The organism is Mesorhizobium sp. CA4 (assembly GCF_020165075.1).
In the GTDB taxonomy this organism is placed as follows: domain Bacteria; phylum Pseudomonadota; class Alphaproteobacteria; order Rhizobiales; family Rhizobiaceae; genus Mesorhizobium.
In genome coordinates, this window is sequence record NZ_JAIUHK010000004.1 from 140,183 (window position 1) to 162,196 (window position 22,014).

Genomic DNA, 22,014 nt, shown 5'->3' on the forward strand with positions numbered 1-22,014 from the left:
GTAACCGGCTGGGCAAGAGTAGCAGGCAGGTTGCCGCCTTCCACCGATCGCGAAGCTGTGAGGCAGCCGCCAAAAAAAGAGGCCGGAATTTTCCGGCCTCTTTTGTTTTTCGCTTCGGTCGGCGTCTCAGCTCGGCAGCGCCGGCATCAGCTTCGGATCGGGCTTCTCGGCGAGATGCGGCAGGTCCTTGCTGGCGATGAAAGTGTAGAACATCGGCACGACGAAGAGCGTGAACATGGTGCCGACCAGGATGCCGGTGAAGATGACCAGGCCCATCGAATAGCGCGCGGCTGCACCCGCGCCGCTGGAGACGATCAGCGGCACGACGCCGAGCGCCATGGCCGCCGTGGTCATCAGGATCGGCCGCAGGCGCACCTTGGCCGAAGCGATGATGGCGTCGCGGCGCCGCATGCCATGGATTTCACGCTGCTGGTTGGCGAATTCCACCAGCAGAATGCCGTGCTTGGTGATCAGGCCGATCAGCGTGATCAGTCCGACCTGGGTGTAGATGTTGAGCGTCCCCAGGCCGATGTTGAGCGGCACGATCGCGCCGAAGATCGACAGCGGCACCGCCATCATGATGATCAGCGGGTCGCGGAAGCTCTCGAACTGGGCCGCCAGCACCAGGTAGATGACGATCACGGCGGCGGCGAAGGCGATCAGGATGGTGTTGCCCTGTTCCTTCTCCTGCCGCGACTGGCCCGAATAGTCGATGAAGAAGGTGTCGGGCAGCGTCTCCCTGGCGAGATCCTCCAGCACCTTCAGGCCGTCGCCGGTGGTCACGCCGGGCAGAGGCAAGGCCGAGATCGTCGAGGAGTTCAGCTGGTTGAACTGCTCGATGGCGGCCGGCGAGGCATTGGTCGAAATCTTCACGACCGCCGACAGCGGCACCATCTTGCCGTCGACGCTGCGCACGAAATATTCGCCGAGCTTGTCGGGATTGTCGCGGAATTCCTGCGGCACCTGCGGGATGATGTCGTAGCTGTTGGAATCCCGATCGAACTGCGCCACTTCGGAGCCGCCCACAAGCAGCGTCAGCGTATTGCCGACATCGGCGATCGGCAGGTTCAATGCTGCCGCGCGCTCGCGGTCGATCGTGACGGTCACCTGCGGCGCATCGTAAGACATCGAGTTCTGCACGACGATGAAGCGGCCGGAGGCCTGCGCCTTGTTCTTGATCTTCTCCGCCTGCTCGAAGACCTCCGAGGGAGATCCGGTGGAGCGCACCACCATGGAAATCGGCAGGCCGCCGCCGGAGCCGGGCAGCGTCGGCGGCGCGAAGACGAAGGCTTCGACGCCGGCGACCTTGGCGAGGCGGCCCTGGATGTCGGCTTGCAACTCCTTCGAACTGCGCTTGCGCTCCGCCCAATCCTTGAAGGCGAAGCCGACGAAGGCACTGTTGGTCGCGCCGCCGAAGGCGACGGCGGAGAATTGCGCCCTGGTCTCTGGAATATCCTTCACCAGGCCGAGCATCTGGTTGACGTAGGTCTCGGTGTAGTCCGATGTCGCGTAGCGCGGCGCGGTGACGATCGAGAGCAGGAAGCCCTGATCCTCTTCCGGCGCCAGCTCGGTCGAGGTCTTGGTGAACATGAAGCCGGTGAGGGCGACGAGGGCGATGACGATGATCAGCGTCACCGGGCGGTTCCTGAGCGAAGCGGTGACCGCCCGTTCGTAGACGCGCTCGACGCGGCCGAAGGTTCCGTCGACGATCCGCTGGAAGCGACCGTGCTGGCCCGCCCTAAGCAGGCGGGCGGACATCATCGGCGTGATGGTCATGGCGATCACGCCCGACAGCACCACGGAGCCGGCCAGCGTCACCGCGAATTCGCGGAACAGCGCGCCGGTCAGGCCGCCGGTGAAGGCAAGCGGGGCGAACACGGCGGCCAGCGTAATGGTCATCGCCACGATGGCCGTCGCGATCTCGCGCATGCCGTTGAAGGCCGCCTGCATCGGCGACATGCCGTCTTCCTCCATGTGGCGGTGGATGTTCTCCACCACCACGATGGCGTCGTCGACGACAAGGCCGATCGCCAGCACCATGGCCAGCAGCGACAGAAGGTTGATCGAATAACCGACGGTGAACAGGATGAAGCAGACGCCGATCAGCGACAGCGGGATGGTCACGATCGGCATCATTACCGAGCGGAACGAGCCGAGGAACAGGAGGATGACCACGATGACGATGGCGACGGCCTCGCCGATGGTCTTGAACACTTCCTCGATCGAGGCGCTGATCTGGCCCGTCGCGTCGTAAACGACCTCGATCGTCATGCCTTTCGGCAGCGTCTCCTGGATCTGCGGCACGAGCTTGGTGACCGCGGCCGCGGTCGTCAGAGGGTTGGACGCAGGCGTCGGGAAGATGGCCAGGAAGGTTCCCGGCTTACCGTTGAAGCTCACTCTGGTGTCGGTATTTTTCGCACCGAGCTCGACACGCGCGACATCGCGCAGGCGCACTACCTGGCCATCCGTAGAGCGTATCGGGAGCTGCGCGAAGGCCTCGGGCGTCTGCAGGGTCGAATGAACGGTGATCGAGGAGACCACATATTCGTTCTGGGTGTTGCCGGGCGCCGACAGGAAGTTCGAGTTGTTGATTGCGGTCAGCACGTCCACGGCCGTGGCGCCGCGGGCGGCAAGCCTGATCGGGTCGATCCAGATGCGCATGGAATATTCCTGGGCGCCGAAGATCTGGACGTCGGCGACACCTTCCACGGTCGAGATGCGAGGCCGGATGACGCGCTCGATATATTCGGTGAGCTGCTCCTTCGTCATGTTCGGGTTCTGCATCGAGATGTACATCATCGCGAACTGCTGGCCGGTGCCCTTGACGATGACCGGATCCTTGGAGGCGTCCGGCAGGGTGCCGCGCACGCCCTGGACCTTGGACAGCACCTCGGCGAGCGCGACGTCCGGATTGGAGCCGAGCTTCATCTGCACCGTGACCGTGCTCGAGGACGGACGGCTGGATGAGGTGACGTAGTCGATGTTTTCGGTCGAGGCGACGGCGCGCGCGATCGGGGCCGATATGAAGCCCTGGATCAGGTCGGCGCTGGCGCCGGGATAGGCCGTGGTGATGGTGATCGCTGTCTCGTCAACCTTCGGATACTGGCGGATCGACAGGCCGAAGATGCCCTGGAAACCCAGAAGCAGGATCATGCAGGCCAGCACCGTCGAGAGCACCGGCCGACGGATGAAGAGGTCGGAAAAGCTCATTGCTGAACCTGCTTATTCGCCGATTTGCTGGGATCGATGGTGTTGTCGACGGCAACCGACATGCCGTTGAAGAGACGATTCTGGCCGGCCGTGACGACCTGGTCGCCATCCTTGAGACCCTGGACGATCTCGACCATGCCGTTGTTGCGGCGGCCGAGCTTCACGAAGACCTGCGAGATTGTGAGCGCCGGCTGCTGCGCGGTCTCGGCCGGCTTGGCGGCGTCGCCGGCCGCTTTGTCGGCCACCTTCGCGTCAGCCGGTTTTGCCGTGGTGTCGGCGGCAGGCTTGGCGGCGTCCGCCTGCGGCTTGGCGGCATCGCCGGACGCCTTGTCGGCGCCGGCTTTCTGCTCATCCGGCTTTGCCGGCGCGGCGGCGGCAGCGGGTTTTGCCGGTTGGACCACAAAGACATAGTCGCCATAGAGGCTGGACGTCACCGCCGTCTGCGGCACGGAGATGACGTTGTTTTCCTGCGGCAGCTCGACGCGGATCTGGACGAACTGGCCAGGCGTCAGCTTGCCTTCCGGATTGGCGACCTCGCCGCGAATCGAGACCAACCGGCTTGCCGGGTCGATCTTCGGGTCGATGCCGCGAATGGAGCCGGCAAAGGACATGTCGGCTAGATTGGTGCCGAGCTTGATGGTCTGGCCGATCTTGAGCAGCGGCAGCTGCTGTTCGGGGACCGTGAAGTCGACCCGCATCGTGTCCAAATCCTGGATCGTCACCACCGCGTTGCCTGGCGCCAGATACTGGCCGATATCGATCTTCGGGATACCGACCGTGCCGCCGAAGGGCGCGGACAATTGCTTCTGGTCGAGCACCGCCTGCAGCTTGTTGACCTGCGCGGCCGAGGCGTCCGCCGCGGCACGCGCGGCGTCAAGCGTCGCGTCCGTGCCGACGCCGCGCCGCTGCAATTCGATCGCGCGAGTCAGCGCCGCCTGGTCCGAGGCGGCCTGCGCCTTCTGCGCCACCAAATCGGCTTTCTCGACGGCATCGTCGAGCTGCACCAACACCGCGTCGGCGGCAACCTTCTGGTTGGCGTGGAAAAGGATGTCCTTGACGATGCCGCTGGTCTCGAGGGTGAGATCGACGCCGCGTACGGCGTTGACGGTGCCGATCGCCTCGACGCCGGGCGTCCACTCCGATGGCTTGACCGTCACTGTCGAGACCGTCGCCGCCGGCGGCTTCATGGTGGCGAAATACTGCTTGATGCCGGCGTCGCGCATGAAGTTGAAACCAACGATGCCGACGCACACCAAGGCAAGCAGCAGCAAGAATCCGGCGATGATGAAAAAGCGCTTCACGGTGGTCCCCTGAGCCGGCAACCGGCAAATCAATCGATGCCGGGGCACATATCGACGATAAGTCCCGATTTCAAATCGGCGCGCTTTACTGTACCGGCTGGACGGTCTTGTCAATTCCGCCTAAGCTAATGTACGGGGAGGCGCGATGAGAATACCCAGGGCGAACTCGCGCGAAAAGATACTTGCCGCCGCTGCCGACGTGGCGCGCGAGGCTGGTCCGGGAAGCCTGTCGCTCGACGCGGTCGCCAGCCGCGCCGGCGTGTCGAAAGGCGGCCTCCTGTACAACTTCCCGACCAAAGCCAAGCTGATGCAGGGGCTGGTCGAAAGCTATCTCAGCGACTTCCAGAAGGCGCTGGAAGCACGCGCCATCGAGGCCGGCCACGAAGGCGTGCTCTCAGCCTATATCAAGCTGTCGGCCGACGATTGCGAGCGGCCGAAACCGTCGGCGTCCTGGATGTTCTCGGCGATTGCCGAAGATCCCGATTTTCTGACACCGATCAAGGCCTTCAAGCGCCAGTTGTTCGAACGGCTGAAGGGGGAGACGGACGACCTCGGCTCGCTGCTGGTCTGCTTTCTCGCCATCGAAGGGATGCGCAGCATGAATCTGTTCGATTCAGACGTGCTGTCCGAAGACGAGCGCAGGCTTCTGGTGTCCTCGCTCCTGAAGATAGCCGGATAGGTCACCAAACGGTTTGGTAGTGCCCAAACGGTTTGGTGGTGACCAAACGATTAAGAGCGTCACACCAGCTTCATTCTAGGGACATAGCGTCCTTCCCGGTTCTTTGCTGCAATGCAAAAGGAGTGGGGATATGGGTGTGGCATTGTGATGCTGCGGCGCACAAATCATGTGCCTTCCCGGTTGTCTGCCTTCATACTCTTCCCTCCTGTCCTTGTGTCGCGAGATCTCCCATGGGTTCCTTGTCTTCAAAGAATGCGCTCGTCACCGGCTCGACCAGCGGTATCGGCCTTGCAATCGCCCGTGCCTTCGCCGCGGAGGGCGCCAACGTCACCATCAACGGCCTGGGCGACGCCGCGGCGATCGAGCAGGAGCGGGCCGGCATCGAGAAGGATTTCGGCGTCAAGTGCCGCTATTCGGGCGCCAACATGATGGACGGCGCCGCCGTCACCGCCATGATCCACGGGGCCGAGGAGGCGTTCGGCAGCCTCGACATCCTGGTCAACAATGCCGGCATCCAGCATGTCGCGCCGATCGAGGAATTTCCCGACGACAAGTGGGAAGCCATCATCCGCATCAACCTTCTGGCCGCCTTCTACGCCATCAAGGCGGCAGTGCCCGGCATGAAGAGCCGTAAATGGGGCCGCATCATCAACACGGCTTCGGCGCATGCGCTGGTCGCCTCGCCGTTCAAGTCGGCCTATGTCTCGGCCAAGCACGGCATTGCCGGCCTGACCAAGACGGTGGCGCTGGAAGTCGCGCAGAACTGCATCACCGTCAACGCGATCGCGCCCGGCTATGTCTGGACTCCGCTGGTTGAAAAGCAGATCCCCGACACGATGAAGGCGCGCGGCATGACCGAGGAGCAGGTCAAGCAGGACGTGCTTCTGGCGGCGCAGCCGACCAAGGAATTCGTCACCGTCGAGGAGCTTGCCGCACTTGCGCTGTTCCTGTGCACCGACGCGGCCAAGCAGATCACCGGCACGACTTTGCCGATGGATGGCGGCTGGACGGCGCAGTAAAAGGCCACGGCCGCTTCAGGTAAAGCGCGGGGCGGAGCTTCCGCCCCTGGCAATTTGAATTCTTGACAATCGCAGGGGACCGTTCCAGCATTCCCGCAAGGGGTTCCCCGCGACGACCCCGTGAGGCGTCAGCCCAACGATCGCGTCCAGACTCTCTCTGTTCAGGAGGTGGACGCCATGCCGTCAACAACCGCAATTACCGTTCCGCAGCTTGCCCGTCTCATCGGGTTGCCCGACGCGCCTTGTCTGGTCGATGTGCGCACCGACGAGGATTATGAAGCCGACCCGCGCCTGCTGCCGGCGTCTTGCCGGCGCGATTTCAGAACCGTCTCGAGCTGGGCGTCGGAATTTTCGGGACGCAAAGTCGTCGTGATCTGCCAGAGGGGGCAGAAGCTGTCGCAAGGCGTTGCCGCATGGCTGCGTCATGAAGCCATTCCGGCGGAGTCGCTTGAAGGCGGCTTCGAGGCCTGGGTCGCCGCCAAGGCGCCCTTGGTCAGCGCCGGCGCGATCCCGCCCCGCGACGAGAAGGGCCGCACCGTATGGGTCACGCGTTCCCGGCCGAAGGTCGACCGCATTGCCTGCCCCTGGCTGATCCGCCGCTTCGTCGATCCCGATGCGGTGCTCCTGTTCGTCGATCCGGCCGAGGTGCCTCTGGTGGCCGATCGGTTCGCAGCGGTTCCCTTCGACATCGAAGGCGTGTTCTGGAGCCATCGTGGCGAGCGCTGCACCTTCGATACAATGATCGAGGAGTTCGGCCTGCGCAGCGAGGCGCTCGATCGCCTGGCGCTGATCGTGCGCGCCGCGGATACGGCGCGCCTGGACCTCGTGCCGCAGGCGGCCGGGTTCCTCGCCGCCTCGCTCGGCCTGTCGCGCATGTTCCGAGACGATCTCGAGCAGCTCGAGGCCGGCATGCTCTTCTATGACGCCTTCTTCCGCTGGTGCCGCGACGCCACCGACGAGACGCATAACTGGCCGGTCGGAGGGAAGGCACAATGACCATGCTTGCCAAGGACGGTGCGGCGCGGCCGGTCGAGGTCCCGGCCGCGCCGAGCTTCCGCGAAGCGACGCGGCTCTGGACAAAGATCGGCCTGCTTTCCTTTGGCGGGCCGGCCGGGCAGATCGCGCTGATGCACAAGGAACTGGTCGAGGAGCGCCGCTGGATCGGCGAGGAGCGGTTCCTGCACGCGCTCAACTACTGCATGCTCCTGCCGGGCCCGGAGGCGCAGCAGCTTGCCATCTATATCGGATGGCTGCTGCATCGGACGGCAGGCGGCCTTGTCGCCGGCACATTGTTCGTGCTGCCGGGCGCGCTGGTCATGCTGGGCCTGAGCAGCTTCTATATGCTCTACAACGACGTCCCGGTGGTCGAGGCGCTGTTCTTCGGCATCAAGGCAGCGGTGCTCGCCGTCGTCGTCGAAGCCGTGATCCGCATCGGCAAGCGGGCGCTGAAGAACCGGGCCATGATCGTGATCGCGGTGGCGGCCTTCCTGGCCATCTATGCAGGCAAGCTGCCGTTCCCCCTTATCGTGCTCGCGGCGGCTTTTATCGGCTGGATCGGAAATCGCTTCGCGCCGAGGCTTTTTTCGGGCTCTGCGCACGGCAAGGGCAGCGCCGCTGCCGACACAAGCGGCGTGGTCGACCTGATGTTCGAGCGCGGCGAGCTCGGCCACACCATGCCGACGAGGTGGCATGCGGTCCGCACCACCGCCATCTGGCTCCCGGTCTGGCTCGGGCCGGTGGCGCTGATCGCCGCGCTGGCGGGGCCGGCCAGCGTGTGGACGCAGATCGGCGGCTTTTTCAGCCTGATGGCCGTCGTCACCTTCGGCGGCGCTTATGCTGTGCTCGCCTATGTCGCGCAGGCGGCGGTGACCTCTTTCGGCTGGCTATCGGCGGGCCAAATGGTCGACGGGCTGGGGCTTGCCGAAACGACGCCCGGGCCGCTGATCCTGGTGCTGCAATTCGTCGGCTTCGCCGCCGCCTATCGCCATGCCGGCGCGATCAGTCCTTTGCTTGCCGGATCGCTCGGGTCGGCGCTGACGCTCTGGGTCACCTTCGTCCCCTGTTTCTTCTGGATATTTTTGGGCGCGCCCTACATCGAGCAGCTCAGGCAGAACAAGGCGCTGGCAGCGGCGCTCGGCGCGATCACAGCGGCGGTCGTCGGTGTCATCATGAACCTTGCATTGTGGTTCGCGCTGCATGTCGTCTTCGGCAAGGTCGCAAGCGTCGGCTGGGGCGTGGAAGTGCCGGTCCTGTCCTCGCTCGACTGGCGCGCCGCGCTGCTGTCGGCGGCGGCGATGGTCGCCATGTTCAGGCTGAAGGCCGGCATGCTGCCGACGCTGGCGGGATCGGCGCTGGCGGGGCTTGTGCTGCTGGCGTTGTAGGCTCGCACGCCTTCACGTTAGCGTGAACGAAAAAGCCGACCGGCCGGGAATAAACGGCCCGGTCCGCCGGTCTCCAGGGCATGCGCCCTTTGTGCGCGACAGCAGGAGACCATCATGAAGCGGCGAGAAGACAAATACGCACGGGCTGAAGAGGGCGAAGGCGTCAGCCGCCGTCATCGCTTGGAGCGTTCCAGTTGGGCGCATCTGTTCTGGGCGATACCGCCCCGCCGCCGGCCCTGATCCGTGCCGATCGCAACCATCGAGATCCACGACCGTGACGGCGAGCATCTCATTGCAGCCAGCGATGCGCCGTCCTCTTCCGAGGCGCGCCTTGCTTCCGAGGCACTTGACTCCGGTGACACCAATGCCTTCTCCTCCCTCGAAGCAGGCGCCATTGCCTGCGGTCGCGATCTTCACCCGCACGAGCAGGGACAGATCGTCGCCTCCCGCTGAGGGCGGCAGACCCATGGCGGGAGCGCCCGGCGGCGGAACGGTGTTGAGCGAAAAGATGCTGGCCGCGCGTTTTGCCGAAGTGGTGCTGCCGCATCTTGGCGATGCGCTGTCGCTCGCCCGCTGGCTGACCGGCAATCAAGCCGATGCCGAGGATGTCGTGCAGGAGGCCTGCCTCAAGGCGCATGCGGGCATTGCCGGATTCGCCGGGGGAAACCCCCGCGCGTGGCTGCTCACCATCGTGCGCAACGCCTCCTTTACATGGATGGCAAAGAACCGCCCGCGCAGCATAGTCGCCGTCGGCGACCTCACCGATCTCGACGACGTGTCGCCGCCGCCCGACTCCGATGCCGACAGCCCCGAGGCGGCGCTGGTCGCCAAGGCGAATTCGGCGGCGGTGGAAGCGGCGATCGCCAAGCTGCCGCAAGCCTTTCGCGAAACGCTGGTGCTGCGCGACATAAACGGTCTCAGCTACCGCGAGATCGCCGCCATGCTCGGCGTGCCGCAAGGCACGGTGATGTCGCGGCTGGCACGAGCCCGCGGCCTCTTGATGAAGGAACTTGGAGGGCGCCACCATGAGCCCGCATGAAAATCGCCCGCGTGAGGATGGATTGCCGCAAGACCCGCAGGATATGAAGCTGATGATCCACGCCCTTGCCGATGGCGAGCTCGATGCCGCGGCCGCTTTGGCGGTCGAGCGGCGAATGGCCGCCGATCCGGCGCTGGCCGCCGAACATGCACGCCTCGTGGCGCTGCGCGGCGCTGTCGCCAGCGTGCCACGCCCGACCGTCAGCGACGATTTCCTGGCCCGCATTGCGGCCATCGCCGAGGTGAAAGACGCCGAGGACACTGCCGAACCTCCTGCCGCGAAGGCGGCGCCGCTGCCGTCCGCGCAACCGCGAGGCCAAGTCATCGCGATGCAGCCGCGCGCGGCACGCTGGTATAACTCCTTCGACTGGCGCCAGATGGCGGCCTCGATCGTGCTCACGGCATTTCTCGCCAGCGGCGCGACGCAGTGGCTGGCGACGGCCGACAATGGGTCCGACAGCTTCGCCGTGGCCGTCGCCAACGGCCACCGCCGCAGCCTGCTTGCAGCGACGCCGGTCGACATCGTCTCGTCCGACCGTCACACGGTGAAGCCATGGCTCGACGGCCGCATCGGCGTGTCGCCGCCGGCGCCCGACATGGCCAAGGACGGCTACGCGCTGCTCGGCGGCCGCGTCGAGGTGATCGGCGACAGGCCGATGCCGGCGCTGGTCTACCGCCATCACGAGCATCTGATCACGCTGGTGGCCGAACCGCGGCAGAACGAGGCCAAATCCGTGCCTGTGGCGGACAATCTGTCGGCAGGTGGCTTCCTTCTGGTCCACTGGACCGACGATGCCTTCTCCTACTGGGCGATCTCGGATGCCGAACGCCCGGCGCTGGACGATTTCGTCGCCCGTTTCCGGGCCGCCATCATCGCCAATCCGGCGGCCGGCGGCCCAGGTTAAGGAAGCGAAACTTCTTTCGCCGCTATTTCAGAGCCCGATAACCCGTTTGGCGGATGAGCGAAAGCAGATGCCTGTCCGTCCGAGATAATCGCGCCAAAGCACTTGCCCGGCGGCCCGGGCGCGCACGTGGATAAGTCAAAGTCGACCTTGGTATGTTATACACGCTTCGTTCTCGGGCGGACACGAGTCGATGGATCAGGAAAGACTTCTAGCCGCGGTCCTCTTGGCTGATGTCGTGGGCAGCACGCCGCTCTATGAGCGCATCGGCGACGATGCCGCTCTGCGGCAGGTCTCGGATTGCCTCGACGCGATACGCGAGATCGTCGTCCAACACGGCGGTGATTTCATCTACTCGAAGGGCGATGACGTGCTCAGCCTGTTCGAGAGGCCGGAGGTGGCGCTGAGGGCCGTCTGCCAGATCAGCAGCCAACTGATGAACGGGCCGTTGAGCGCCCGTATCGGATTGCACTTCGGAGCGGTCATTCGCGCGCGCGGCGCACTATTCGGCGACGTGGTCAATGTCACCGCAAGGTTGTCCACCACGGCCAACCCAGGGGAGGTGCTGATCAGCCAGAGCTTCTTCGAAGCCCTTTCCGCGGGCAGCCGCAGTACCTTGCGGCTCCTCGACAAAATGGCCTTCAAGGGAAAGCAAGAACTCTTCGACGTCTATACCTTGAGAAGCGACGATGGGGCCCTCAGCACGCACATCGCCAACCGAGGCACCTTTGTCGAGAGGCGCTCTGCCCCGCTGCCGCAGATCAATCTGGTCATCCGCTACGAAGATCAGTCGCGATCCTGCCGAAACAACGAATTCGTGACGATCGGGCGATCTCCGGAATGCAATATCGTCGTCCAGCGGCCCTGGGTCTCAAGGCACCACGCGACCTTCACCATTTCGAATGGTAAGGCGCGCCTTGTCGAGCGAAGCTCGTCGGGCACATTTGTGTCAATGGGACCCGGCCATGAAGTGTTCATACGCCGCGAAGATATTCTTCTCTTCGGCTCCGGCGTCATCTCGCCTGGACGCAGATCGTCCCTCGGCGACGCCCAGATCCTTCACTACGAAATTATCTCAGCCTGACCCGGCCGGGCATCTGACCACGATCAGTCCGATCCATGGAAAAATTGTTCGGGGACGAACCCTCGAAAGGCGGATCGTTCCTTCTAAGGCAGGCCAGAGTCTATAAAAACTATAGAAGTCAGATCCAGCGCCGGCTTCCGAGGGAATGAGATGCCCAATCCAACCGTTGTCGGTTTCTCCGGAAATTTCACCCGGCCGTCGAAGACACGCGGTTTTGTCGAGCAGGTGGTCAGGGACATCGCGGTCCGCAACGACCTGTCGGCAAGCACCTTTGATATCGAGGACGTCGGCGCCTCGCTCGGCAGCGCCAAATGGGCGCGCGATCTCGATCAGCAGGCCCGCGATATTCTCGACAGGGTCGTCAACGCCGATATGCTGGTGGCCGGGTCGCCGACCTACAAGGGCAGCTACACCGGCCTGTTCAAACACTTCTTCGACCTGCTCGATCCGGCGTCGCTGAGGGGCAAGCCGGTGCTTTTGCTGGCAACGGGTGGCGGCGAGCGGCATGCGCTGATCATCGAGCATCAATTGCGGCCGCTGTTCGGCTTCTTCGAGGCTCTGGCGTTGCCCACCGCGGTCTATGCGACCGACAAGGATTTCGCCGACGGCGTCCTGGTTTCCGAAGCCATCCGCAAGCGCGTTGCGCAGGCCGTCGACGAGGCGGGCTATGCGCTCTTGCGCCGCGCCGCCGGCCAGCGGATCGCGGCGGAATAGCCGAAGCGCCAGACCGGTTCACCGTTTCATGAAACGGCGAACCGCATATAATGGTTGACGCCGACCAGGCCGGCGTCGGGCGCGAGCCTGCTCTTCTGCGCCTGCGCCATTTCGCGGGTTCTCATCCTTCAGGGCCAACAAGTTTAGCTTCCTTACGGCGATCTCTCGCTTGCGACCCGGATATGCCGCTTCACGCAGTCCATCGGATAACGGATTGGAGTAGCTGGAGACAGCTGCAGGGAAACGACGCTCCATGACATCAGCCAATATTCTGATCTGCGATTTTGTAGGCCTCCGCTTTGGCGCGGACGGCCATCCCGACCACAGCGAGGTCAAGGCCTATATCGAAGCCAGAGGTGGCGTGTTCCACCAGACAGGCATCGTCAAGGGCGGCGCCCTTGACCCCGGCAAGCTGCATTTCTTTTACCTGCCGCAATTGAGCACGCGCGAGGAATTGTTGGCCGAGGCCGGCGACGGCCGCTACGACGCCGTCATCGCTGCCGCGACGTTCATTCCCGCGGAGACCAGGTTCCGCCTCGGCGGCGTGCGCATCGGTGCCGGCACCGGCAATATGGGGTCGGCATCGTGGGGCGGGGGCAGCGGAGAAGGCGGCGAAGCGCCGTTGATGAACACGCCGGGCATCAACAGCCGCGCCACCGCACAAATGGCCATGAAGGCGCTGCTGAAGGTCAGGCCGGATCTTCCCGTTGACAAGCTCAACAACCTGGTCGCCGGCGGGCAGTTCGATACGGGAAAAGACCTGCGGCACTATCCGACCGAGAAGCTCGAAGGCAAAAGACTGGCGGTGATCGGCTATGGCAATATCGGCCGGGAATTCGCCAGGCTCGGCCAGGCCTTCGGCATGCGGATCACTATCCATGCGCGGCCACGCCACCGGAAATGGATCGAGCTGGAAGGCTTCGACTACGCCGCAACCATGGTGGACGCAGCGCGCGGCGCGGACGCGCTTTCGGTTCACCTTGGCCTGGGTGCCTTCGATGCCGGCCAGCAACGATACGCCAATGCCGGGCTGATCGGAGATGAGGTGCTTTCGGCTCTCAACCACGGCGCCGTGCTCATCAACTATGATCGCGGCGAGCTGGTCGACGTGGCGGCGCTGGAGCGCGCGCTGGCGTCAGGGCCCGTTTCCCATGCGGCGATCGATGCGGACCTGTTCAATGACGGCGGCACCGTTTCGGGGCCGATGCTGCCCTATCTCAAGCTGGTCCAAACCTATGGTGAGCGTCTGGAACTTCTCCCCCATGCCGCGGCCGACACCGATCACCCCTCTCGTGTCGCGGGCGCCAAGCAGGCCGTCGACCAGATCTATGCAGCCGTCATCGAGCATCGCGTCCACAATCTGAAAGGATCGCTGCCTCCGGGCTTTGTCGACATGGGAGCGAAAGTCCCGCCCGGTATTGGCGGCATCGATCTTCGGCATCTGGCGGCGCTGGCCGATGACAAGAACGTGGCTGCCGATCTCGCCCGGTCGAGCGCTGTCGTCGCCGCTTTCTGGGAACGCGTCCTGGCTGCGTCCGAGCAGGAACGGCCGGCACTGATCACTTCCGGAGGCGAAGCATTCGCCGAGGCCGCGAACCACCTCTCCACACTTTTGCGCAGGCACCATCTTTCGGGGCCGTTCGCTTCGGGATCACTTTGACGCCAACGATGCAGCGACCTGCTCGCCAAGCCCTTGAAAAAACTTGGTGATCCCGACAGGAATCGAACCTGTGACCTACAGATTAGGAATCTGCCGCTCTATCCTACTGAGCTACGGGACCACGCGGCCCGACACATAAACGCTTCGGGCCGGTTCGCCAAGGGGCATGCTGACCTCCCACTTAGGCTGTCTCGGCAGGGCCGAGCCGGCCAAGCCGTATCGCCTTAAGGCGCTCAGGCGGCCAGCGCGGTTTCGGCCAGCTTCACCCAATAGCTCATGCCGTGCGGGATGACCTCGTCGTTGAAGTCGTAGGCCGGGTGATGCAGGCCGGCGGAGTCGCCATTGCCGATGAAAATGAAGGCGCCGGGGCGGGCTTCCAGCATATAGGAGAAATCTTCGCCGCCCATCACCGGCTGGATGGCGCGGTGGACATGGCTGTCGCCGGCGATGTCGGCTGCGACATCGCCCGCAAACGCGGTTTCCTCTGCATGGTTGAAGGTGACGGGGTAATTGGCGTCGTAATCGACCTCGATGGTGGCGCCGAAGGCCGCGGCGAGGCCGGCGCAGAGCGCGCGGATGCGCTCTTCCGACTTCCTGGCCACGTCCTTCTTCAGCGTGCGCACGGTGCCGGCGATCTCGGCGCTTTCGGGAATGACGTTATAGGCGTCGCCGGCGTGGAACTTCGTCACTGACACCACCACGGCCTCGACCGGATCGGTGCTGCGCGAGGCGATGGTCTGCAGCGCCCCGACCAGCTGGCTGGCGATGACGATCGGATCGATCGTGCCGTGCGGCATCGCCGCATGGCCGCCGCGGCCCCTGACGGTGATGGTGAATTCGGCCGTCGCGGCCATGATCGGGCCGGGCTTGATGGCGAACTGGCCGACCGGCAGGCCCGGCATATTGTGCATGCCGAACACCTTCTCGATGCCGAAGCGCTCCATGATGCCGTCCTTGACCATCTCGTTGCCGCCGCCGCCGCCTTCCTCGGCCGGCTGGAAGATCACCGCCACGCTGCCGGCGAAATTGCGCGTCTCGGCAAGATATTTGGCCGCACCCAAGAGCATGGCGGTGTGGCCGTCATGACCGCAGGCATGCATCTTGCCGCGCACCGTCGAGGCCCATGGCTTGCCGGTGATCTCGTCGATCGGCAGCGCGTCCATGTCGGCGCGCAGTCCTATCGCCGTGCCATCGCCCTTGCGGCCGCGGATGATGCCGACGACGCCGGTCTTGCCCAGCCCCGTCACCACCTCGTCGCAGCCGAAGGCCTTCAGCTTCTCGGTGACGAAGGCGGCGGTCTGGAACACGTCGAAATTCAGCTCCGGTGTCTGGTGCAGATGCCGTCGCCAGCCAGCAACTTCTTCCTGCATTTGCGCGGCGCGGTTCAGAATTGGCATGATCGGTCCATCTCTTGGTTGATTGGCGGCAGTCGGTCAGAGCCGCTGTTCAGCAATTATGATTGTCTTGAACTTTGCCATTTTGGCGTCACATAGGGTAAATAGCACCGCAACAATGCGGTCCGGGTCGAGGGCCAGGCCGCATTTATGCTGGCGATGGGTAACCAAATCTTACGAACCCAGCCGCGATTACGGCAAGAGGCGATTTCGGATTTGATCATGCGGCGAAGGCATTTCCTCAACCTATTGCTGGGAGGCGCGCTTGCGTTGCCGGTGTTTGCCGGCCCGGTCCGGGCCAATCCGATCGTCCTTTTCGACTTGAAGAGCGGCTCAATCTTGGAGCACCAGGACGCATTCAAGCGCTGGTATCCGGCCTCGCTCAGCAAGTTGATGACGGCCTATGTTGCCTTCCGCGCGATCCAGGCCGGCGAGGTGGCGCTCGATTCGCCAATCAAGGTGACGAAGCATTCGGCCGGCGAGCCGGCGAGCAAAATGGGCTTCAAGCCCGGCTCGGTGATGCGGCTCGACAACGCGCTGAAGATGATGCTGGTCAAGTCGGCCAACGACATCGCCATGGCCGTGGGCGAGAATATCGGCGGGTCGCAGGCTGCCTTTGCCGACCGCATGAACGCCGAGGCGGCCCGGCTCGGCATGGTCGGCACGCATTTCGTCAACCCGAACGGGCTCTATTCGCCGGAGCAGTATACGACCGCGCGTGACCTTGCCGTGCTGGTGACGGCGTTGCGCAATGATTTTCCGCAATATGCCCCGTGGTTCTCGATCGAAGGCCTTGCGGTCGGCAAGAAGGCGATCCCGAACTACAATCTCCTGATCGGCCGCTATCCGGGCGCCGACGGCATGAAGACCGGCTTCGTCTGTCCGTCCGGCTTCAACATGATCGGCTCGGCGACACGCAACGGGCGCACGCTGGTGGCCGTGGTATTGGGTGAGAAATCGGCGATCAGCCGCGCCGAAGCGGCGGCAAAGCTGCTCGACTTGGGTTTTGAGATGCCGACGGCCACTTCGACCACGCTTGCAGGGCTCAAGCCCTATGGCGACACACTGTCGCCCAACGATATGCATGACGAGATCTGCGCGAAAAAGCCGAAGAACGAGCAATCGGAGGCGGCCCCCGAGGTTGCCGCCAAGGATAAGCCGAAATCGCCCTACCAGGTGAGGCTCGACCACCCCACGCTCGTTGCCGTCGGTCTCGGCGGCGCGACGGGGCCGGCGCCCAAGGCGTTCGTCGACCAGGCCGATCAGAATTATGCCGGTGTGCCGCTGCCGAGCTGGCGACCCGACAGGCCGGCGCCGGCCGGCGCCGAGCCTCTGGCGACCGGAACGGCTGCCGCCGCGGCGCAGGGCGACCAGCCCGCCAAGGCCAACTGAGCCGCGTCATGGACAGCAGCTTTCCCATTCCCGTATCCGTGCTCACCGGTTTCCTCGGCGCCGGCAAGACGACGCTTCTCAATCGGCTGCTCAAGGAGCCGGCGCTTGCCGACACGGCGGTGATCATCAACGAGTTCGGCGAGGTGGCGATCGACCATCTGCTGGTCGAGCAGGCTTCCGACGGCATCATCCAGCTTTCCGACGGCTGCCTGTGCTGCACGGTGCGCGGCGACCTGGTCGACACGCTCGCCGATCTCGTCGACCGGCTGCAGACCGGCCGTATCGCGAAACTGGCGCGCGTCGTCGTCGAGACGACGGGTCTGGCCGATCCGGCGCCGGTGCTGCAGTCGATCATGGCGCATCCGGCGCTGGTGCACGCCTTCTGGCTCGACGGCGTCATCACGCTGGTCGACGCCGTCAATGGCGAGGCAACGCTCGATACCCATGTCGAAGCGGTGAAGCAGGCGGCGGTGGCCGACCGCATCGTGCTGACCAAGATCGACCTGGCCGACGCGGCCGAGGTCGAGGCGTTGCGGGCAAGGCTGAAGCAGGTCAATCCAGGCGCCGTCCTGCTCGACGTCGCCGATGCCGGCGCCGCGGCGCTGTTCAATTGCGGCCTCTATAATCCTGAAACCAAGTCCGCCGACGTGCGGCGCTGGCTTGGTGAAGAGGCGGCGCATGATCATCACCATGATCATCATCACCATGACGGCGACCACGATCACCACCACCATCATGAGCATCGCCATGATACGCGCGTGCGCACGCACTCGCTCGTCCATGACGGCCCGGTGCCGTTCTCGGCGATCGAAATGTTCCTTGATCTTCTGCGCTCGACGCATGGCGAGAAACTCCTGCGCATGAAGGGCGTCATCGAGCTTGCGGAGGATCCGTCGCGGCCGCTGGTCATTCACGGCGTGCAGAAGATCCTGCATCCGCCGGCAAGGCTGCCGGCCTGGCCCGACGGCCAGCGCGGCACTAGGCTGGTGCTGATCACGCTCGACATGCCGCAGGACTACAGCCGTCGGCTGTTCGCCGCCTTCACCAACAAGCCGTCGATCGACACGCCGGACCGGGCCGCGCTGGAGACCAATCCGCTGGCAATAGCGGGGCTATAGGCCGAAAAACGACGCCGGTCAGGCCGCGCTGCCGCGCTCGACCAGGAAACGATGGCCGCCCGTCACCGCGGCCGTTTCGACCAATTGGTGGCCGGCATCGGCGCAGAAGGCCGGGATGTCGATCACGGCCAGCGGATCGGTGGTCTCGAGCCACAGCCTGGCACCCGGCCGCATCGCAGCCAGCCGCTTGCGGGCTTTCAGCACCGGCAGCGGACAGTTCAGTCCCTTGAGATCGTAGATGGCGGGCGGCTTTGCCCTCTGTTCATGCATGTCGCTATTCCAAAACCGCCTTACCCCTCGGGTCAATGCCCGAGAGCATGCTTTTGGGCGACATGCATTGAAGCCTCAGCCGCCGAACATGCCGAGCAGCTTCTTCTTCAGCTTTGACACGGTGCCCTGGTCGGCGTCGGCGGCCTGCTGGGTCTCCTGCGCGGGCACTGCCTCGACGCCTGCAGTGACGACCGGCTGCTGCGCCGCCTGCTTGGCGGCTTCCTTCTCGGCCAGCGCCTGCTGCCTAGCCGCTTCCTTGGCGGCCTTAGCCGCCTCGATCGCGGCCACGCGCTGCTCTTCGGCCTTGCGCTTGGCTTCCTTCTGCGCGTCGGCTGCTGCCATCTTGCGGCCGAGCGGGGAATCGATGCGGCCCATGCGGGTGGTTTCCGTCACCGAGCCGTCGGCATTCAGCGACGGCGGCTCGATCGGCACGCGCTCGCCGCGGGCGCGGCGCTTCGACCAGTCGGAAACGATGCTCGCTTCCTTGATGCCGGCAATCGTCGGCTTCGGCGGCGGCGTGCTGGAATTGACGGCTGCTTTGAAGGCCGCGTCGTAACGCTTCTCGTAGTCAGCATAGGCCGTTTTCAACGAGTCAGGCTGCATGGTCGTGGGGCAGGGGCCGGTCGGGTCGAAGGTCGTGCCTTCCGGCGCCACCTGGTTGAAGACATAGCGCTTCTCGCAGACGTCGACCTTCGGCGGCACCTTGGTGATCTCGAAATTGTCGTACCCGACCTTCAGCATCTTCCAGAATTCGTAATTCGGGTCGTTGCGGTAGCGCGCCATGTTGGCGGCGGTCATGCGGAACGGGAAGGCCTGGATCTGGAACTCGGTCTGGCCGCCCTGGAAGGCGTCGCGGCCGAAGGCATAGATCTGTTCGATCTGCGCGTCGGTCATCGAATAGCAGCCGGACGACGAGCAGGCGCCATGCACCATCAGGTTCTGGCCGGTGCGGCCATTGGCGCGGTCATAGGCATTGGGGAAGCCGATGTTGAAGGACAGATGGTAATTCGAGCGCGGATTCATCTGCGACGGACGCACCGTATAGAAGCCTTCCGGCGCCTGGCGGTCGCCCTCGGTGTATTTCGGGCCGAGCTTTCCCGACCATTTGCAGATGTCGTAGGTGGCGACGAGATCGTAGCGGCCATTGGTCTTGGCCTTCCAGATCTCCAGCTTACCTTCTTCCTTGAAGATGCGCGCCATCACCGAAGAGGTGCGCACCATGCCCTTGGCCTTCATGTCGGCAAGGATCTTGTCCGGCAGCGGCTTGTTGGCCTCCGGCGCGAAATCCTTCATCGACGAATCATTGCAGCCGGCGACGCCGATGGCGGCGATCAGGACTCCGGTGCGGGCAAGCTTGGCAAACATCGATACGGCTACGTCTCTTCTCTCGGGCCAACGGCACTCGGCATGGCCGGGCCCGCAGGCTGAACACCAGTGGGACCGTAAGCCCGTTAACCTTGAAAATTCCTTACCGCAAGCCTTGGCAAACCCCTCGCGGCGATTTCCATTGAGCCGAATCCGGCGGCATTTTTGTGGCGGAATTGCTTATTCCGGCCACAGTTGAACGTCTTGCCGGGACTTGAGAGGTCAAAGGCTGCGGCCCATCGCCAGATATTTCTCGCGGCGCTGCTCGCGGAAATCGGTGTTGGCGCCGGCAAAATCCTTCATCGTCCGGGCGATGAGGTCGCCGGTGGACGCAATTACCGTCTCCGGAGCGCGCTGGGCGCCGCCGATCGGCTCGGGAATAATGGCGTCGATGATCTTCATCTCGAGAAGATCCTGCGCGGTGATCTTCATGTTGGTCGCAGCGTCCTTGGAGCGCGTGGTGTCGCGCCACAGGATCGACGCCGCGCCCTCGGGCGAGATCACCGAATAGATGGCATGCTCCAGCATGTAGACGCGGTTGGCGGTGGCGATCGCGATGGCGCCGCCGGAGCCGCCTTCGCCGATGACCACCGAGATCGACGGCACTTTCAGCGAAAGGCAGGCGGAGGTCGAACGCGCGATGGCTTCGGCCTGACCGCGCTCCTCGGCGCCGACGCCGGGATAGGCGCCGGCCGTGTCTACCAATGTCAAAAGCGGGATTTGGAAGCGGTCGGCAAGCTCCATCAGCCGCACCGCCTTGCGATAGCCCTCTGGCCGCACCGAGCCGAAATTGTGCTTGATGCGGCTTGCCGTGTCTGAACCCTTCTCCTGGCCGATGACCGCCACCGGCTCGCCGCGGAAACGCGCGAAGCCGCCGACGATCGCCTGGTCGTCGCCGAAATTGCGGTCGCCGGCTAAAGGCGTGAAATCGGTGAACAGCCCTTTGATGTAGTCGACGCAATGCGGGCGGTCGGGATGGCGCGCGACCTGCACCTTCTGCCAGGGCGTGAGCGCCTTGTAGAGGTCGCGCAACGCGTCGCGCGAGCGCTTTTCCAGCCTGCTGATCTCTTCGGCGACATCGACCGCCTCGCCGTTCTCGGCAAGCTTCTTCAGCTCAAGGATCTTGAGCTCCAGATCCTGCACCGGCTTTTCGAAGTCGAGGTAGTTGTACATGCTTGGGTCGGACCGATCCGTCGGAAGGCAAATGGCTGGCGGAACCGCTGAAATGCCGGCTCCGGGCGGTGGAACGTCGCCCTCACATAGCGATATGAGGCCTAGTCGGCAAGCGGGTGATGATCGTTGACCAGCCGCACCAGCCGCTCCTCCAGAACGTGGGTGTAGATCTGCGTGGTCGAGATATCGGCATGGCCTAGGAGTTGCTGAACGGCTCTGAGATCGGCGCCGTTCTGCAGGAGATGGCTGGCAAAAGCGTGGCGAAGCACATGCGGCGAGATCTTCGCCGACGCTATGCCGGACCGCGCGGCCAAGCCCTTGAGATCGCGGGCGAACACCTGCCGGGAGAGATGACCGCTGTCCGAGGAGGACGGAAACAGGAACGGGCTCTCGGCAAAGGCCGGCCGCTCGGCTCTCGCGGCAAGCCAGGCGCGCATGGCGGCGCGCGCCTTGGCCGACAGCGGCACCATGCGTTCCTTGTCGCCCTTGCCGCGCACCATGAAGAAGCGGTCGTCGCGCAGCGCCACCGTGACCGGCAGGCCGACCAGCTCCGACACCCGCAGGCCGGTGGCGTAAAGAACCTCGACCAGCGCGTGCAGGCGCAACGCGGCCAGCCTGTCGCCGTCCGGTCCGGTTTCTGCCGCTTCCTGCGCCGCGCGGTCGAGCAGCCGGCCCGTTTCGGCCTCGCTCATCGTCTTCGGCAGCGGCCGGCCCTTGCGCGGGCTGTCCAGCGTGCCGGTCGGGTCGTCGCCGCGCAGGCCTTCGGCATAGAGGAATTTGAAGAACTGGCGGATCGCCGACAATTTGCGCGCCTGCGAGGTCGGCGCGAAGCCCCGCGCGGCGATGTCGTCGAGATAGGCGCGGATGTTGGCCGGCCCCGCGCCGGCAAGCCCGCCTTTGATCGCCTCGGAAGCATCCTCCAGATCGCGGCGGTAGGACGAAAGCGTGTTTTCGGCCGCGCCCCGCTCGGCGCTCATCATTTCGAGGAAGGCTTCGATGCGGGCGGCGCTGTTCATCGGGCCGGGATCAATTCTTCTTCGGATTGAGCTTCTCGGCCGGAATTCGGATGCTCATTTCGGCCTTTTTCGGCTCCACGAACATGGCCAGGGCGAACATCGCGCCATAGGCAATGCCTGCAAGAACCGCCAGCGTCACGACGAAGCGAAACAAAGTCGGCATTCAAATTTCGCCCGTCTTGCTGTTCTGCGTTTCCAAAGCCCTGTGCCCTTATGGGACGCCAATCCAGGCAATTCAAGGACGAAGGATTTCGGTCGACAGAGGTTTTGCCGGAAAAGCTTTGAAACCGTTCGTCCG

The 22,014-nt window shown here is 64.3% G+C and carries 21 protein-coding genes and 1 tRNA gene; 13 read left to right on the forward strand and 9 right to left on the reverse strand.

The window, feature by feature from the left end; translation table 11 throughout:
• Positions 1-126: 126 nt before the first annotated feature.
• Together LB528_RS05040 and LB528_RS05045 are read right to left on the reverse strand one after the other, a co-directional pair.
• Positions 127-3,210: an efflux RND transporter permease subunit gene (locus LB528_RS05040; RefSeq protein ID WP_224714038.1), complete on the reverse strand. Its 3,084-nt coding sequence runs from the start codon at positions 3,208-3,210 to the stop codon at positions 127-129.
• Positions 3,207-4,511, reverse strand: a complete 1,305-nt coding sequence (locus LB528_RS05045) for an efflux RND transporter periplasmic adaptor subunit (protein ID WP_224714039.1) — start codon at positions 4,509-4,511, stop codon at positions 3,207-3,209. Before LB528_RS05045 ends, LB528_RS05040 begins: the two co-directional genes overlap by 4 nt.
• Positions 4,512-4,656: 145 nt before the next feature.
• Between LB528_RS05045 and LB528_RS05050 the strand changes: the two genes are divergently transcribed.
• From LB528_RS05050 to LB528_RS05095, 11 genes are all read left to right on the forward strand, one after another.
• Entirely contained in the window at positions 4,657-5,190 is a 534-nt protein-coding gene (locus LB528_RS05050) for a TetR/AcrR family transcriptional regulator (RefSeq protein ID WP_224510563.1), read from the forward strand.
• A 230-nt stretch (positions 5,191-5,420) separates the two neighbouring features.
• Entirely contained in the window at positions 5,421-6,209 is a 789-nt protein-coding gene (locus LB528_RS05055) for a 3-hydroxybutyrate dehydrogenase (RefSeq protein WP_224714040.1), read from the forward strand.
• Positions 6,210-6,386: 177 nt separating this feature from the next.
• Positions 6,387-7,205: a chromate resistance protein ChrB domain-containing protein gene (locus tag LB528_RS05060; RefSeq protein ID WP_224510559.1), complete on the forward strand. Its 819-nt coding sequence runs from the start codon at positions 6,387-6,389 to the stop codon at positions 7,203-7,205.
• Entirely contained in the window at positions 7,202-8,590 is a 1,389-nt protein-coding gene (gene chrA / locus LB528_RS05065; RefSeq protein WP_411962098.1) for a chromate efflux transporter, read from the forward strand. The genes LB528_RS05060 and chrA overlap by 4 nt, the downstream gene beginning before the upstream one ends.
• A 114-nt stretch (positions 8,591-8,704) precedes the next feature.
• Entirely contained in the window at positions 8,705-8,830 is a 126-nt protein-coding gene (locus tag LB528_RS30160) for a hypothetical protein (protein WP_263487027.1), read from the forward strand.
• Between the two features lie 3 nt (positions 8,831-8,833).
• Entirely contained in the window at positions 8,834-9,043 is a 210-nt protein-coding gene (locus LB528_RS05070; protein WP_224510557.1) for a hypothetical protein, read from the forward strand.
• A 13-nt stretch (positions 9,044-9,056) separates the two neighbouring features.
• Entirely contained in the window at positions 9,057-9,629 is a 573-nt protein-coding gene (locus LB528_RS05075; RefSeq protein ID WP_224714041.1) for a sigma-70 family RNA polymerase sigma factor, read from the forward strand.
• Positions 9,616-10,533: an anti-sigma factor family protein gene (locus LB528_RS05080; RefSeq protein ID WP_224714042.1), complete on the forward strand. Its 918-nt coding sequence runs from the start codon at positions 9,616-9,618 to the stop codon at positions 10,531-10,533. The genes LB528_RS05075 and LB528_RS05080 overlap by 14 nt, the downstream gene beginning before the upstream one ends.
• A 190-nt stretch (positions 10,534-10,723) precedes the next feature.
• Positions 10,724-11,614, forward strand: coding sequence for an adenylate/guanylate cyclase domain-containing protein (locus tag LB528_RS05085; protein WP_224714043.1), 891 nt, complete (start codon positions 10,724-10,726; stop codon positions 11,612-11,614).
• Positions 11,615-11,764: 150 nt separating this feature from the next.
• On the forward strand, positions 11,765-12,328 hold the full coding sequence (gene msuE, locus LB528_RS05090; protein ID WP_224510551.1) for an FMN reductase: 564 nt from the start codon (positions 11,765-11,767) through the stop codon (positions 12,326-12,328).
• Positions 12,329-12,581: 253 nt separating this feature from the next.
• Positions 12,582-13,988 carry an NAD(P)-dependent oxidoreductase gene (locus LB528_RS05095; RefSeq protein WP_224714044.1) on the forward strand — a complete coding sequence of 469 codons (1,407 nt, stop codon included), beginning with the start codon at positions 12,582-12,584 and terminating at the stop codon, positions 13,986-13,988.
• Positions 13,989-14,032: 44 nt separating this feature from the next.
• On the opposite strand, the gene LB528_RS05100 is transcribed toward LB528_RS05095, so the two are convergent.
• Together LB528_RS05100 and LB528_RS05105 are read right to left on the reverse strand one after the other, a co-directional pair.
• A tRNA-Arg gene (locus LB528_RS05100) sits at positions 14,033-14,109 on the reverse strand.
• A 112-nt stretch (positions 14,110-14,221) separates the two neighbouring features.
• On the reverse strand, positions 14,222-15,385 hold the full coding sequence (locus tag LB528_RS05105; protein WP_224510548.1) for a M20 aminoacylase family protein: 1,164 nt from the start codon (positions 15,383-15,385) through the stop codon (positions 14,222-14,224).
• 219 nt (positions 15,386-15,604) lie between these two features.
• Here LB528_RS05105 and LB528_RS05110 point away from each other — a divergent pair, with 219 nt between their 5' ends.
• Positions 15,605-16,774: a D-alanyl-D-alanine carboxypeptidase family protein gene (locus LB528_RS05110; RefSeq protein WP_224714045.1), complete on the forward strand. Its 1,170-nt coding sequence runs from the start codon at positions 15,605-15,607 to the stop codon at positions 16,772-16,774.
• Between the two features lie 8 nt (positions 16,775-16,782).
• Complete coding sequence (locus LB528_RS05115; RefSeq protein WP_224510545.1) at positions 16,783-17,892, forward strand: CobW family GTP-binding protein; 1,110 nt, start codon at positions 16,783-16,785, stop codon at positions 17,890-17,892.
• A gap of 18 nt (positions 17,893-17,910) precedes the next feature.
• On the opposite strand, the gene LB528_RS05120 is transcribed toward LB528_RS05115, so the two are convergent.
• The 5 genes from LB528_RS05120 to LB528_RS05140 all read right to left on the reverse strand — a co-directional run bounded on the left by LB528_RS05120 (position 17,911) and on the right by LB528_RS05140 (position 21,879).
• Positions 17,911-18,162 (reverse strand): sulfurtransferase TusA family protein, encoded by a 252-nt coding sequence (locus LB528_RS05120; protein ID WP_224510543.1) that lies wholly within the window; start codon positions 18,160-18,162, stop codon positions 17,911-17,913.
• 75 nt (positions 18,163-18,237) lie between these two features.
• Positions 18,238-19,527 (reverse strand): murein L,D-transpeptidase family protein, encoded by a 1,290-nt coding sequence (locus tag LB528_RS05125; protein WP_224510541.1) that lies wholly within the window; start codon positions 19,525-19,527, stop codon positions 18,238-18,240.
• A 222-nt stretch (positions 19,528-19,749) separates the two neighbouring features.
• A complete protein-coding gene (locus LB528_RS05130) occupies positions 19,750-20,700 on the reverse strand; it encodes an acetyl-CoA carboxylase carboxyltransferase subunit alpha (protein WP_224510539.1) in 951 nt (316 codons plus the stop codon).
• A gap of 101 nt (positions 20,701-20,801) precedes the next feature.
• Positions 20,802-21,716, reverse strand: coding sequence for a site-specific tyrosine recombinase XerD (locus LB528_RS05135; protein WP_224714046.1), 915 nt, complete (start codon positions 21,714-21,716; stop codon positions 20,802-20,804).
• A gap of 10 nt (positions 21,717-21,726) precedes the next feature.
• Positions 21,727-21,879, reverse strand: a complete 153-nt coding sequence (locus tag LB528_RS05140) for a hypothetical protein (RefSeq protein WP_042643428.1) — start codon at positions 21,877-21,879, stop codon at positions 21,727-21,729.
• Between the last annotated feature and the right edge of the window lie 135 nt (positions 21,880-22,014).

Excerpts from the sequence above, each read along its gene's own strand:
- LB528_RS05125 (WP_224510541.1), bottom strand. The coding sequence starts at position 19,527 with ATGTTTGCCAAGCTTGCCCGCACCGGAGTCCTGATCGCCGCCATCGGC.
- LB528_RS05085 (WP_224714043.1), top strand. The coding sequence starts at position 10,724 with ATGGATCAGGAAAGACTTCTAGCCGCGGTCCTCTTGGCTGATGTCGTG.
- chrA (WP_411962098.1), top strand. The coding sequence starts at position 7,202 with ATGACCATGCTTGCCAAGGACGGTGCGGCGCGGCCGGTCGAGGTCCCG.
- LB528_RS05140 (WP_042643428.1), bottom strand. The coding sequence starts at position 21,879 with ATGCCGACTTTGTTTCGCTTCGTCGTGACGCTGGCGGTTCTTGCAGGC.
- LB528_RS05075 (WP_224714041.1), top strand. The coding sequence starts at position 9,057 with ATGGCGGGAGCGCCCGGCGGCGGAACGGTGTTGAGCGAAAAGATGCTG.
- LB528_RS05050 (WP_224510563.1), top strand. The coding sequence starts at position 4,657 with ATGAGAATACCCAGGGCGAACTCGCGCGAAAAGATACTTGCCGCCGCT.
- LB528_RS05040 (WP_224714038.1), bottom strand. The coding sequence starts at position 3,210 with ATGAGCTTTTCCGACCTCTTCATCCGTCGGCCGGTGCTCTCGACGGTG.
- LB528_RS30160 (WP_263487027.1), top strand. The coding sequence starts at position 8,705 with ATGAAGCGGCGAGAAGACAAATACGCACGGGCTGAAGAGGGCGAAGGC.
- LB528_RS05060 (WP_224510559.1), top strand. The coding sequence starts at position 6,387 with ATGCCGTCAACAACCGCAATTACCGTTCCGCAGCTTGCCCGTCTCATC.
- LB528_RS05135 (WP_224714046.1), bottom strand. The coding sequence starts at position 21,716 with ATGAACAGCGCCGCCCGCATCGAAGCCTTCCTCGAAATGATGAGCGCC.
- LB528_RS05105 (WP_224510548.1), bottom strand. The coding sequence starts at position 15,385 with ATGCCAATTCTGAACCGCGCCGCGCAAATGCAGGAAGAAGTTGCTGGC.
- LB528_RS05120 (WP_224510543.1), bottom strand. The coding sequence starts at position 18,162 with ATGCATGAACAGAGGGCAAAGCCGCCCGCCATCTACGATCTCAAGGGA.
- LB528_RS05130 (WP_224510539.1), bottom strand. The coding sequence starts at position 20,700 with ATGTACAACTACCTCGACTTCGAAAAGCCGGTGCAGGATCTGGAGCTC.
- LB528_RS05080 (WP_224714042.1), top strand. The coding sequence starts at position 9,616 with ATGAGCCCGCATGAAAATCGCCCGCGTGAGGATGGATTGCCGCAAGAC.
- LB528_RS05110 (WP_224714045.1), top strand. The coding sequence starts at position 15,605 with ATGCGGCGAAGGCATTTCCTCAACCTATTGCTGGGAGGCGCGCTTGCG.
- LB528_RS05055 (WP_224714040.1), top strand. The coding sequence starts at position 5,421 with ATGGGTTCCTTGTCTTCAAAGAATGCGCTCGTCACCGGCTCGACCAGC.
- msuE (WP_224510551.1), top strand. The coding sequence starts at position 11,765 with ATGCCCAATCCAACCGTTGTCGGTTTCTCCGGAAATTTCACCCGGCCG.
- LB528_RS05115 (WP_224510545.1), top strand. The coding sequence starts at position 16,783 with ATGGACAGCAGCTTTCCCATTCCCGTATCCGTGCTCACCGGTTTCCTC.
- LB528_RS05095 (WP_224714044.1), top strand. The coding sequence starts at position 12,582 with ATGACATCAGCCAATATTCTGATCTGCGATTTTGTAGGCCTCCGCTTT.